This is a genomic window from Streptomyces sp. NPDC050704 (assembly GCF_040654355.1).
GTDB lineage: Bacteria > Actinomycetota > Actinomycetes > Streptomycetales > Streptomycetaceae > Streptomyces.
This window is the reverse complement of record NZ_JBFAHW010000050.1, coordinates 40,054-52,608: the sequence shown is the minus strand read 5'-3', so window position 1 is coordinate 52,608 and position 12,555 is coordinate 40,054. Positions and strand designations below refer to the sequence as shown.

General features: G+C 69.6%; 13 protein-coding genes. 7 read left to right on the top strand and 6 right to left on the bottom strand.

Annotated elements, in window-relative coordinates:
• The first annotated feature begins 270 nt into the window (after positions 1-270).
• Positions 271-1,581, top strand: a complete 1,311-nt coding sequence (locus tag AB0I18_RS27595) for a vanadium-dependent haloperoxidase (protein ID WP_363108276.1) — start codon at positions 271-273, stop codon at positions 1,579-1,581.
• 239 nt (positions 1,582-1,820) lie between these two features.
• Here the strand turns inward: AB0I18_RS27595 and AB0I18_RS27590 are convergent, their stop codons facing one another.
• From AB0I18_RS27590 to AB0I18_RS27580, 3 genes are all read right to left on the bottom strand, one after another.
• Entirely contained in the window at positions 1,821-2,390 is a 570-nt protein-coding gene (locus tag AB0I18_RS27590; RefSeq protein ID WP_363108275.1) for a YrhB domain-containing protein, read from the bottom strand.
• Between the two features lie 108 nt (positions 2,391-2,498).
• Positions 2,499-2,933, bottom strand: coding sequence for a VOC family protein (locus AB0I18_RS27585; protein WP_363108274.1), 435 nt, complete (start codon positions 2,931-2,933; stop codon positions 2,499-2,501).
• Between the two features lie 165 nt (positions 2,934-3,098).
• Positions 3,099-3,863 (bottom strand): SDR family oxidoreductase, encoded by a 765-nt coding sequence (locus AB0I18_RS27580; protein WP_363108273.1) that lies wholly within the window; start codon positions 3,861-3,863, stop codon positions 3,099-3,101.
• A gap of 68 nt (positions 3,864-3,931) precedes the next feature.
• Here AB0I18_RS27580 and AB0I18_RS27575 point away from each other — a divergent pair, with 68 nt between their 5' ends.
• The gene (locus AB0I18_RS27575) at positions 3,932-4,567 is read left to right on the top strand and encodes a helix-turn-helix domain-containing protein (RefSeq protein ID WP_363108272.1); all 636 of its coding nucleotides are present in this window, start codon (positions 3,932-3,934) and stop codon (positions 4,565-4,567) included.
• 242 nt (positions 4,568-4,809) lie between these two features.
• Entirely contained in the window at positions 4,810-6,378 is a 1,569-nt protein-coding gene (locus tag AB0I18_RS27570; RefSeq protein WP_363108271.1) for a serine/threonine-protein kinase, read from the top strand.
• A 102-nt stretch (positions 6,379-6,480) separates the two neighbouring features.
• On the opposite strand, the gene AB0I18_RS27565 is transcribed toward AB0I18_RS27570, so the two are convergent.
• Positions 6,481-7,518 carry a YafY family protein gene (locus tag AB0I18_RS27565; protein ID WP_363108270.1) on the bottom strand — a complete coding sequence of 346 codons (1,038 nt, stop codon included), beginning with the start codon at positions 7,516-7,518 and terminating at the stop codon, positions 6,481-6,483.
• A gap of 188 nt (positions 7,519-7,706) precedes the next feature.
• On the opposite strand from AB0I18_RS27565, the gene AB0I18_RS27560 reads away from it, so the two are divergent.
• Entirely contained in the window at positions 7,707-7,874 is a 168-nt protein-coding gene (locus tag AB0I18_RS27560; protein ID WP_363108269.1) for a hypothetical protein, read from the top strand.
• A 172-nt stretch (positions 7,875-8,046) separates the two neighbouring features.
• The gene (locus AB0I18_RS27555; RefSeq protein WP_363108268.1) at positions 8,047-8,508 is read left to right on the top strand and encodes a VOC family protein; all 462 of its coding nucleotides are present in this window, start codon (positions 8,047-8,049) and stop codon (positions 8,506-8,508) included.
• Positions 8,509-8,652: 144 nt separating this feature from the next.
• On the opposite strand, the gene AB0I18_RS27550 is transcribed toward AB0I18_RS27555, so the two are convergent.
• Positions 8,653-9,219, bottom strand: coding sequence for a GNAT family protein (locus tag AB0I18_RS27550; RefSeq protein WP_363108267.1), 567 nt, complete (start codon positions 9,217-9,219; stop codon positions 8,653-8,655).
• A gap of 717 nt (positions 9,220-9,936) precedes the next feature.
• Between AB0I18_RS27550 and AB0I18_RS27545 the strand changes: the two genes are divergently transcribed.
• Together AB0I18_RS27545 and AB0I18_RS27540 are read left to right on the top strand one after the other, a co-directional pair.
• Entirely contained in the window at positions 9,937-10,722 is a 786-nt protein-coding gene (locus AB0I18_RS27545; RefSeq protein WP_363108266.1) for an SDR family oxidoreductase, read from the top strand.
• A 220-nt stretch (positions 10,723-10,942) separates the two neighbouring features.
• Positions 10,943-11,596 carry a maleylpyruvate isomerase N-terminal domain-containing protein gene (locus AB0I18_RS27540; protein ID WP_363108265.1) on the top strand — a complete coding sequence of 218 codons (654 nt, stop codon included), beginning with the start codon at positions 10,943-10,945 and terminating at the stop codon, positions 11,594-11,596.
• A 93-nt stretch (positions 11,597-11,689) separates the two neighbouring features.
• Here AB0I18_RS27540 and AB0I18_RS27535 read toward each other — a convergent pair whose 3' ends face one another.
• Entirely contained in the window at positions 11,690-12,316 is a 627-nt protein-coding gene (locus AB0I18_RS27535) for a hypothetical protein (RefSeq protein WP_363108264.1), read from the bottom strand.
• Between the last annotated feature and the right edge of the window lie 239 nt (positions 12,317-12,555).

Below are 12,555 nucleotides of genomic sequence, written 5' to 3'. Positions count from 1 at the left end.
GCGGAGTCCGGCCCTCGCACTCGTGAGGCATGCGGCGGGCGGTCCGGCCACAACGTCCGGCGGCAACACTAGGGGCGTGCGGGCACCCGACTGAAGAGCACACGACCATGACGTGGGCCTCACTGGGCGGTCCAGTCCAGTCCAGCCCGGGCAGGCCGTACGTGTGGCAGCCGTCGCTCGGACGGGTCAACCTGCCGCCGAACCCGCGCCGCCGGACGTCCCTGGCCGTCATGCTCCTCTCCGACGCGGCATCGGCTGGGAGGAGTCCACGTGCGGAATCGGCGAACCGGGTTCGGGACACGAACGGTGATCGCGGGCCTGACCTGCGGCTTGCTCATGCTTGCGCCGGCAAGTCCGCACGCCGCCGCCGAGGCGGAACGGACGGGCCGGGCAACGGGGGCGAAGCCGAATTCGCCCGCCGGACCGTCGGTCGTGATCGAGTGGATGCGTACGGCGGCGTCCACGATCTCCGCGGAGGCCCGGCCCACCCCGCCCGAGGCGCTGATCTGGGACGCCCACGTCTCGACTGCCGTCTACAACGCGGTGGTCGGAATCGAGGGCCGCTACACCCCGTACAAATGGCGGGCGCGGGCTCCCCGGACGGCCTCTTCCGAGGCTGCGGCCGCATCGGCGGCGCACCATCTGCTGAGCCACTACTTCCCGCGGGCGGGCCTTCGGCTGGACGCCGCCCTCGCGCATTCCCTGGCCAGGATCCCCGACGGCAGGCCCGAGGACGACGGGGTGGCGTTCGGCAAGCGCGCCGCCGCGCACATCATCCGTCTGCGCCACGGCGACGGCCTGGGCGCGTCGGTGGGCTTTCCCGTGCGGCCACGCCCCGGCGTCTGGAGGCCGACCCCTCCCGGACACGAACCGTTCGCCACCGCCTGGGTCGCCAAGGTCCGGCCGATGCTGCTGGACTCCCCTGACCAGTTCCGGCCCGGCCAACCGCCCGCACTCACCTCCACGCGCTACGCGAAGGACCTCAACGAGCTCAAGGCCTACGGCGGGCGGACCAGCTCGCTCAGGACACCCGAACAGACCGACATCGCGCGGTTCTTCGCCACCGTCGATCTGCAGGAGGCCCTGGGCGACCGTGCCGCCCGGCACGGCCTGGACACCGCCGATACCGCGCGTCTGTACGCCGCGGCGAACACCACCCAGGCGGACGCCGTCATCGCCGCCTGGGACGCCAAACTCCACTACGCGACCTGGCGACCCGTCACCGCCATCCGGCTGGCGCACACCGACCGCAACCCCATGACCCGGGCCGACCGGCACTGGGAACCGCTGCTCACCACTCCCGCGCACCCCGACTACCTCAGCGGCCACGCCACCATGGGCGGTGCGCTGATGCGCACTCTGACCGAGCTCTTCGGCACCTCCCGCGTCGACCTCCACGTCACCTCCAGGGGCAGCTCGGCGCCCCGGCACTACCGGTACGCCCACGAGTACGACCGTGACGTCGTCAACGCCCGCGTCTGGGGCGGCATCCACACCAGAACCGCCGACCGGGTCGGTAGCACCATCGGCCGACAGATCAGCGCCTGGGCACTGAAGAGACACTTTCGGCCACTCCCCTGACCGTCGTGCCAACGGTGTCCGCGGCAACGAGGGCGGTGAAGCGTGTCCGGCACCGTTTCAGCCTCCATCGCCCGGCCGGCCTCAGTGGGGCATTGGCATGGGTCATGGCGTCCAACGCGCAGGACCGGCATCGACAACGCGACGCCCTGGGCGAACTTCGTCGAGCGCAACCGGACCGATCGCATCGCCAGCCGGCGAAGCGACAGTCAAGGCGCCCGGCTCGGGTCCACGGCCCACAGTCAGTGGGTTCGGCGGGACGCACCCTGTCGAATGGTCTTCACAGCGAATACCGGGTTGAGAGGCTCCACGAGTTCCTTGGTGGCGACGGCCACGAAGCGCTCCGGGGCATCACCGTCCAGCAATGCGCACACGTACTCGATGGCCTTCGCGGGCGACAGTACCGGCAGCCTCTGGCGCAGGGTCCGCACACCATGCATGCGTCCGCGTGTGGCGGCGACTCCGCGTATCGCATCATGCAGATCGTCTACCGCGGTGCGTACCGGCAGCCCACGTATCCGGGCTCGGTAGTCGGCCTCCCACTCGCCGGTCACCGCGGAGACGACGCCGATCTGGTGCAGTCCTCCATCAACACGGTCGACCAGGTACGGCCCATTGCCGGCCAGCATGAACTTCGAGTTCCCAGTACGGACGAACTCCTCGGACTGCCAGGGGACGATCCACACCAACTCGTGCTCCTCGACATGGACCACAACCATGCGCAGCGCGTCCACACCCGCAGCCCGCCACTTCTGATAGTCGCGCTCCAGCTGTCCTTCGACAGCCTCAACTGCGGCTTCACGCTCAATCACGCGTGCAGCATCCCGTACGGGCCGCGGCCTCGACCAGTGAATTCTCACGGCCCACCGCAACGGCCCGGCTCAACCAGTCCCAACTGAAACGAGGACGCTGGAGAGCGGCTAGAGACTGCCGAAGTCGGGAAGGGTGACTGAGCCGTCCTCGGCAAGGGGGAATCCGGGGTTGTGCGCGACCTCCCAGGCGTGGCCGTCCGGGTCGACGAAGGCACTGGAGTAGAAGCCGACGGCGTTGACGGCCGCCGGCTTGGTGACGGTCCCACCGGCCCGCTCCACTGCCGCGAGCAGAGCATCGACCTCCGCCTCGGACCTGACATTGTGCGCCAGGGCGATCCCGCCGAACCCGGCCGCCGCACCGGGCTTCAGGCCGCAGTCCTCGGCGAGTTTGTCACGGCCCCACAGGACCAGTCCCAGGCCGCCCGCCTGGAAGAAGACGGTCTCCTGGACTTCTTGTCCCCGCCAGCCCAGGGCCTCGTAAAAAGCCTTGGCACGAGCGAGATCGGAAACTCCCAGCGTGATCAGTGTGATGCGCTGTTCCATGCGATTTACGGTACGCCGCCCCGGTGATGGCCAGCCACCCGCTCGCAGCCACATCTCGAGCACGCCTTGAACCAAGCGTTCCCCTGGACGGAGGATCGAGCGTGGTAAAGCGCAGTGATCGGATGGCTCATGGTCCGCCGGCTCACCGGCGAAGCTTCCCTGTGGTCAGGCCCGCGGTCCCAGGAACAGGCCACCACTCGCGTCGATGACCTGCCCGGTGATCCAGCGCGCCGCGTCGGAGGCTAGGAACGCGACCACGTCGGCGACGTCGTCGGGTCCGCCTAGCCGGTTGAGCGCCGTCGATCCGGCGATGAGGTCGGTCAGGCCGGGCGCGTCGAAGAACGATCCGTTGGTCGCCGTCCGAGTGGCGCCGGGAGCAACCGCGTTCACCGTGATTCCCCGGACGCCGAGTTCGTTGGCCAAGGTCATGCTCATCGTCTCGACCGCGCCCTTCGTCATGGCGAAGGACGTCTGGGTGGGGTTGGCCATCCGGGTCGCCACGGATGAGATCGTGATGATGCGGCCCCCGTCGCGGAGCAAGGGCAGTGCTCGCTGGATGATGAAGTACGGCGCTCGCACGTTCACGGCGAAGAGGTGGTCGAACTCCGTCCGCGTCGTGGCTCCGAGCGGGCCGGCGGGCGCGGCCGCCGCGTTGTTGACGAGGATGTCGAGTGGCCGCCCGGCCAGACCGGCCTCGACTCCCGCGAAGAGCGTTTCGACGTCGTCATCCACACCCAGCTCCGCCCCGACGGCGAGCGCGGTGCCACCGGCACGCTCGATCTTGTCGACCGTGGCCCTCGCACCGTCCTCGTCCGTGCCGAAATGCACGATGACCACGGCCCCTTTCGCCGCCGCGCGGACCGCTATCGCCTGCCCGATGCCGCGCGACGCTCCGGTCACGAGAGCCGTCCTGCCGGTCAGATCACTCATGTCCACCACCCCATGGTGTTAGGCACTACCAATCTGGTAGTTACTACCACTCCGGTAGGGTCTACCACATGCCCGACCAGCACTCAACCTTGCGAGCGCAACGACGAGCCGAGACGCGGCGCACCATTCAGGCGCACGCGGTACGGCTGTTCACCGAGCGCGGATACGACGCGACGACCGTGACCGACGTCGCCGAAGCCTCGGGCGTGTCGCCCATGACCGTGTACCGGCACTTCCCCACGAAGGAAGACCTCGTGCTCGTCGACCAGCACGGTCGGCTCGTCGCCGAGCGCATCGTCGCGTCGCCCGCCGGGCAGTCCCTGGTCGGCCGTATCGGCAGCGCACTCATCGACTCGGCCACGACGTTGACCAGTGGCGGCCGCGGAGACGACCTGACGGCGAACGAGCGGTTCCTGCTTGCCCGCCTCCGGCTCATGATCTCCACGCCGGCTTTGCGGGCCAAGCACCTGGACAACCACTACGCCCTTCAACAGGCGATCGTCGACGCCCTCGGGGGCGATCCCGCCGATCCCGACACAACGTTCCGCGCCCAGGCCGCGGCCGGGGCCTGTCTGGCCGCCATGCACACGGCATTGGTGCGCTGGGCCGAGGACGACGGACGGACCGAGCTGCCCGACCTGATCGCGAAGGCGCTTGCCGCCGCCTTCGGCGATGACATCGTTGACACCGGCCCGGACACCTGAGGAAGGTCCTCCGAGCACGCGCCTGAAGCGACGGACGCCGACCGACTCGACCCCGCAACCGCGACCCACAGCGTCTCGAACGCCTCAGCACCCCCGGAGGGCACGAACCATCAAAGGCTCGACTCCATACGGTAGTTGACGGCATGCGGCCACGATGTGCTCCGCTATGCTCGGCCCCGTTCGAACGAACGACGACCGGCCGAACGACAACCGTCGGGCGCCCGGTCCACCGGGAAGGAAACGTGAGCGAGCGCGTGATATCGAGAGATGGCGATCACCAGGGGGCGACGCCTTCGGAACGCGGCTCAGGGCGGCTGATCGCCAATCGGTATCTACTCCACAACGTCCTCGGCAGAGGCGGCATGGGCACGGTCTGGCGCGCCCACGACCAACTGCTGGACCGCCCGGTCGCCGCCAAGGAACTGCACATCCTCACCCACGGGGACGAGGAACACCGCATACGGATGCGCCGCGCGATCCGTGAGGCTCGCGCGGTCGCCCGCGTGCCGCACCCCCACGTGGTCGGCGTCCACGACCTGGCCGAGTCCGAGGACCGGCTGTGGATCGTCATGGAACTCGTCGAGGGCCCTTCCCTGGCCCACCGGATCACCGAGACCGGTCCCCTCACACCACAGCACACCGCCGCCCTGGGTCTGCAACTGCTCGACGCGCTGCAGGCCGTGCACGCGGCCGGCACCCTGCACCGCGACGTCAAACCCGCCAACGTCCTGCTGCGCCGCGACGGCAACGCCGTCCTCACCGACTTCGGCATCGCAGCCCTGGACGACGGCGAGTTCCTGACGACCACCGGCGAACTGGTCGGCTCCCTCGAGTACATGGCCCCCGAGCGGGTGATGGGGTCGGAGGTCGGCCCGGCCTCCGACCTGTGGTCACTGGGCGCGACCCTCGCCACGGTCTGCGGCGGGCAGTCCCCGTTCCGCCGGCCGGCGCGGCCGGCAACGCTGCACGCGGTGGCGTACGAGGAACCCGTCCTGGCGGAGCGGCTCGGCCCGCTGCGCCCGGTCGTCGAGGCGCTGCTGCGCAAGTCCCCGGACGAGCGCCCTTCGGGGGCCGTCGCCCGTTCTGCGCTGCAGCGCGTCGTGACGGGGGAGACGGACGCCGAACCGCTGCCGGCGGCGACGGTACGCGTGTCCCGGCCTTCCTCTCCGTTGGCCGACGCCGACACGGTGACCCGTGGCCAGGAGCGGCTCGTCCCGGCCGGAGAGACCGTGCCGACGGCCCTGCACACCACGTCACTCAAGCCCGCGCCCCGGCCGTCGTCCCGCCCAGGAGGTCCGAAGCGGCTGGTGTGGGCGCTGGCCGGTACGGCAGTGCTGGCGGCGGGTGTCGTGGGTGGCCTCTTCCTCACCGGGACGCTGCCGCTCAAGGGCGACCCGGAGACGCCGACCACCCATCAGGCCGTCGTCCGGTCGGCGAACGGCTGGCACTCGGTCACCGCAGTGCCCGTGAAGCAGGGAGACCAGGTCACCGTGCGGTTCGTTTCGGGAGAGTGGACGGTCGACCACCGAAACAAGCCGATGACCGGGCCGACCGGTTACGACGCGAACATCGACAAGTCGCTGGACGGGGCGAAGAGTTGCAAGATCAACCCCGCGGAGCCGTTCGGGACCCTGCTGGCGCGCCTCGCGGGTGACCAGGACACCCCCGTCCGCACCGTCGGGCAGAAGCTGACTTTCCGGGCGACCGGGAACGGCCCCCTGCAACTGGGAATCAACGATGCCGCCGGGGCGTGCTCCCAGGACAACAGAGGCACGCTGACCGTGCAGGTGCGCGTCACACGCCAACCTTGACGGGCGGCGGCTGACGGGCGGCCGCTGAGCACCGGTCGCGCTGATCTCGTCGTTGAGACCATCGGCGGCGGAGGCCCTCCTCGACGCCTGCGTGGTTTCGGCTCATGACTCCTCCGTGTCGGGCCCCGGTGTGATCGCCGCACCGGCCGACCGCAGCTTCCGCGCCAGCTCGTGGCAGCGCCTCCCGAGCTCCGGAGGGTCGAGTATCTCGAAGTCGTGTCCCAGCAGGAGTACGTGCATGAGCACGGCGTCGAGACTGGCGCCGCCACTGAGCACCTCGCAGTGCTCGCTCCCGCGCCGTCGTACGACGGCCGCCGCCGCCGGAATCTGCGCGCGCACCGTGTCGGCCGACGCGTGCACGAGGAAGCGTGCCCGGTGCGGATAGACCCGGCTCGCCACACCCTCCTGTACGTACGTTGCCGCGTCGGGCGCCGCGCGCGGGCGGAAGCGCCAGGTCCGGACGGACGCGTCGGTCATCCGGTCGACGCGGAAGCTGCGCCAGTCGTCACGGTCGAGGTCGTAGGCGAGGAGGTACCAGCGCCGGTCGGAGGCGACCAGGCGGTATGGCTCAACCCGCCGCCGTCGCACGTCACTCCCCGGGGGCACCTCCCGTACGAAGTCCGAGGGAGGGTAGTCGAAGCCGGCCTCGACCTCGTCGCGGCAGGCTCTGGCCAGCGTCATGAGCACCTCGGGGTCGACCGGCGTGCGGCCTTGGTCGAAGAACTCCACCGAGCCGGAGAGCGCGCGCACCTCGTGCCGAAGCCGGGTGGGCAGCACCTGGTCGAGCTTGGTCAGCGCCCGGAGCGCGGCGTCACCGGCGCCGGCGCCGGCGCCGGCCACCGCGCCACCCGCGCCGGCGAGCAACGAGACCGCGGTGGCGATCGCCTCCTGGTCGTCGAGCAGCAGCGGCGGCAGGTCCCGCCCCGGGCCGAGCCGGTAACCGCCCCCGACACCCTGGCTGGCATACACCGGATAGCCGAGGGCGCGCAGCCTCTCGACATCACGCCGTACCGTGCGCGGCGTGACCCCGAGCTGATCGGCGAGTTCGGGGCCGGTCCAGACCTGGCGCTGCTGCAGCAGCCCGAGCAGGGTGAGCACCCGCTCCGTCGTACCCCGCTCGTTACCGCCTGCCACGTCCATGCCGCCCACCCTGCCAGAGATAGCGGACCGATCCTGTCCGCCTGGCATGTCACGGTGGCTCCATGGACGCAGACGCAATCGACCGGAACCGGCCTCGGACGCTGCGCGAGCAGTGGATGACCGGCTGGAAACTTCGGCTCCTCACCCGGCTCCGAGGCCCCACCGACGACGAGTAATTCCGGTCGTCGGTGCCGAACGCCCGGAGCGTGCCGCCGCGCGGCAACTCGACGGCGCCCGTGCAGATCGGTGCCGGGGACGTCACGACGGACTGCGCCTTCCGGGCCGCTCCCGCGACCCTCACCACGATCGCCTGGCGACTCGGTCGGCGCCGCCGGGCTCCGGGTCCCGACCGGTGAGAAGAAGCCCTCCCCCGAGATGCCCACGGCCGATCCGGTGCCGCACATCCACGGCGAGCTGATCCACCATCCGGCCTTGTCCAAACCGGTCTGCCTGCCGCGCGACCTCTGTCCACCGACACACGAAACCCGCTACGAACTACGAACTACGAACTACGAACGGAGTAACCCGATGAGCCGCCAAATCCAGGTCACCTTCGACGCCCATGACCCGCGGGCGCTGTCGTCCTTCTGGCGTGACGTCCTGGGCTATGTCCACCCCGGCCCGCCCGGAGCGGACCTCCCCGAAGGTGCCGACCCGTTGGCCGCGTGGGACGACTTCCTCGCGCGGATCGGCGTACCGGAAGAACAGCGCAACACTCGATCGGCTATCGAGGACCCGGACGGGGACGGCCCACGGCTGTTCTTCCAGCAGGTGCCGGAGGACAAGGCCGCGAAGAACCGCGTCCACCTCGACGTCCGTGCGGCTCCTGGCCTGGCGGGCGAGGAGCGGATGGCGGCGCTGGAGGTCGAGTGCGACCGGCTCGTCGCGCTGGGCGCGACGCGGGTACACCGCCAGGAGCCCGCTCCCCCGCTGAATGCCGGCTTGATCGTGATGACCGACCCCGAGGGCAACGAGTTCTGCCTGGACTGACGCCGCCGCAGCCGCACCTCGGCGCCAGGGTCGGTGACGAGGAGGTCCGATGGACGATCGAGCACGTCTCGCCGGACGTTCGCGAGCTTGTGTGGCAGATGCCGGCTCGCAGCCCCGGTCGTAGAGGGCTGAGCTGGTCCTGGGTCAGGCCGGATGCCCGCCTCCGGCGCCGGACTGCGACACGGTCCCGTCCCAGGCCTTGTCGTCGCGCAGCACGCTGTAGCGCACGACGTCCCGCCACTGCCCGTCCCGGAACACGATGCTGCGCAGCACACCCTCCCGGGTGAAGCCGGACTTCTCCAACGCGCGCTGCTCGGCGATGTTCTCCACCTCGGTGTCCGCCTCGATCCTGACCACTGGTGTGTGCGCGAACAGATACCGCACCAGCAGCCGCTGGGCCGTCGTGCCGACGCCCCGGCCCCGGACCTCCGGCAGCAGTTGGGCACCGATGTTCCAGCAATACGAGTTCCGCGAGGTCACGTCCTTCCGCCAGGCCACGAAGCCGAGCCGGTCGGCTCCGGCCGCCACCATCAGCTGGCCACCGTCATCGCCGAGCAGACCATCCAGCGCCCAACGGCGCCGCCAGCGCCCCGGATCCGACCAGCCCTGCCATTGGAACGGCCCGGTCGACTCCGGATCTGTCAGAAACCGGTCGAGCATCGGCAGATCGTCCTCGACGACCGGACGCAATATCACGGGGTTGGCACGCATCCCGGTCACTCTAGGTCCCAGCCGGCGATCTTGGTGACAACATTCCGGCTGAGGTTCCAACTACCCGCTCCAGCACAACAATTGAGCCGACGCCCGATGGTTGTCACTACCGGCGGCCGCCGACCTGCGGCTCCAGGTGACAAGGCATGGCAGTTGTCACTGAACCGGCGTGTTACTTGTCACCGACCACAGATTCGAGCACCAGCGGTGGCGTTCCGGAAGGGGCGGGGCGGTCGGATTCGAACCGACGTCCTCCGAGATGATGTCGCGGCGCACTACCTCTGTGCTACGACCCCGCCTTGCCGGCGATCATAGTCCCCACCCATGGCGACGGACAGGGCAACAGCTACCGAGGCCGCCGCCAGCACTCCGCCCGTCTCCCTCTCGAACCCCGCTCATGCTTCGGTGACAACAAGCATGCCGACGTGACACCTATCGTGCTTCGGCTCGCCAATCAGACCCGCCGGCCATGTCCGCGCCCTCGGACTAGAACACGACGTTCCCGCCGGTTTCCAGCACACGCAGAGCAACCCTCCACTGCACCCCAAACGCTCAGCCTCCGCTGCGACAGATCGCGCTTGCCGCTGCGGCAAGTCCGGGTCGGGTCATCATCACGCGCCTTGGGCGGCCCCAGCCCTGTTGAGTACCCAGTTGGCCTCCCACGTTGCGTTCGGCCCTGGGCGCTGTCGCTGTGGGCGGCCCATCTAAGGTGCGGGTATGACCTCGACATCACAGACCTACCTCTCTGAACTGTTCTCGCTTGACGGCCGGGTTGCCGTGGTGACAGGTGGTACTTCCGGCATCGGCCGGGCCATCGCCGGGGCCCTCGCGCAGGCGGGAGCGAGTGTTGTGGTGGTGGCGCGCAAGGAGGAGGGGCTGGTTGCCACGGTCGATGAACTGTCGGCGGACGGCTGCCGGGCGGCTTGGGTGAGCGGCGACCTGGGGACCCGTGACGGCGTGCGTGCAGCGGCCGAGAAGGCGGCCGAGGCGTTCGGGGAGCCCGACATTCTCGTCAACTGTGCGGGGGTCAACCTGCGGCCGCCGATGGGCGAGCTGGGCGAGGAGGTGTGGGACACCACGATGGCGGTGAACCTGGAGGCTCCCTATCTGCTGGGCCGGCGGTTCGGACCCGGCATGGCCGAGCGGGGCTTCGGCCGGATCATCCACATCACCTCTCAGCAGGCACATCGGGCATTCGTCCAGAGCGGGGCCTACGGAGTGTCCAAAGGCGCGTTGGAGTCGCTGGCTCGTTCACAGGCCGAGGCATGGTCGCCGCATGGCGTCACCTGCAACACGCTCGTGCCGGGTTTCGTGATGACGCCGCTCAACGCGCGGCTGTCGTCCGACCCGGAGAAGGTCGCGGCGCTGGCTGCACGCACGATGGTCGGACGCAACGGTCTGGCCGAGGACTTCGCAGGCGCAGCGGTGTTCCTGGCAAGCCGCGCTTCCGCCTACGTCACAGGGCAGGCGATCTTCGTCGACGGCGGGTTCTCTGTTCACTAGGTCGGCCGCGTCGAGGTGTTTGACGTCCAGCCCAGTCCCTGGGGCCGGGGAGGCGTGCCCCTGAACGGCTTTGCCGAACAAGGGTAGTTGGAGCAGTTGGTCCGATTCCCCGTGGTGTGCCGTCCAGGGTTGATTGCGGCGGCACCGATGCTGCGCTGTCAGCGTTCGCGGGCGGGCCGGATCGGTCGCCGCAGAGGCCGGGCGCTGCTACTTTGCGTCCGTGGATCTCTTCTCACGGTCTTGGACAGCGTTGCGCACAGCGGTGGCCGCACTCCCGGACGAGGACTTCGCGCGGCCGTCCGGCTGCACCGGCTGGCTCGTCCGGGACCTGGTGTGCCACCTGATCATCGACGCCCAGGACGTCCTGATCACCCTCGTCACCCCCGTCGAGACGGAACCGACTCGGGACGCGGTGACCTACTGGGACCTCGTCGAAGCCCCGACCGGCGACGACCCGCTCGACGCACTCACCGTCCGCCTGGCCGCGGCGTACGAAGAGCCGCGCCTGCTCAAGTTCCACTTGGACGACGTCGGTTCGGCCGCCGGCCGTGCCGCCGGACTCGCGGATCCCACGGTCCGGGTCGGCACCCGCGACGAGGTGCTCACCGTGGGCGACTACCTATCCGCGTACGTCCTGGAATGGACACTGCACCACCTCGACCTGATCGCGCACCTCCAGGACGCGGCGGAGCCGCCTGCCGAAGGGCTCGCCCGGTCACGCGGGCTGCTGGAGAGGATCGCCAGTACGGCGTTTCCTTCGTCGCTCTCCGACAAGGACGCGCTGCTGATCGGCACCGGACGGCGCACCCCGACCGACGCGGAGAGGGCCGAGCTGGGCGAGCTGACGGCGAAACTCCCGCTCGTCCTCGGCTGATCGGTCCGTCGGACGATCGTCTGACCGAACGGGATCTTCGGCGCGCGGGCAGGCGCCGACGAGCAGGAGGCGACATCGTTGACTCGCACGTCCTCACAGCCGCTTGAGCATCACCACCAGGCCGGCCGCCACCAGCCACACCGCCAGGAGCATCGGAGTCAGCCATGCGCTGAACGGCCCCGCCAGGCACAGCACACCCACGACCAGCGCGGCCCAGGTCAGCCACGAGGGCAGCACCGGAGCGCCCTGGGTGTCACCGGTGGTGCGGGTGGCACGCCAGACGGCGAGAAGCAGCACGGCCGCGCCCACCATCGCTCCGATGAGCCCTCCGTACGCCACGTCCAGCAGCAGGATCGCGATCAGGGCCGTTTCGGGTACGACCCGGAAGACCTCGGAGTGGTTCGCCGTGATTCCGTAGATGTTCCCGGCGATCGCCGAAACCATGAGAAGCACTACGAAGACGGTTCCGCCGGCGAGCGCGACGGTGGAACGGCTGCCGGCGGCGCGTACCAGTACCGGCAAGAAGCACAGGAAAGCCAGTCCGGCCGCGAGCAGCACCAGGGCGCCGGTCTCGGCCAGGGCCTGATTGCCGTCCTTGGAGTAGAAGGTCACGACCTCACGGATCGCGTCGTCGTCCTCGGTGTCCGGTGTCCGCCAGGTCAGGATCTGGCCGAAGATCAGTAGTCCGCCGGCCAAGATTCCGGCGACCCCGGTCCACACGGGCCCGCTTCTCCCCGCACGGTTGGTTTCTTCGCTCTGTGACGTCGTCACGGTGGCCTCCCGCTGGAGAGTCCCCCCGAAAATGTCGTCCTCATCCCATCCTGCGCCGGATGTGGCCATACCGCCGCCCGGACCCGGTGCCGACCACCGGCGCGAGGCAGTCCCAGCGTGTTTGCCAGGAGGTGTTTCCGCCCGGCGGTGCCTTGCGATCGGAGCATCGACGGGTGTGTGAGAGCGTG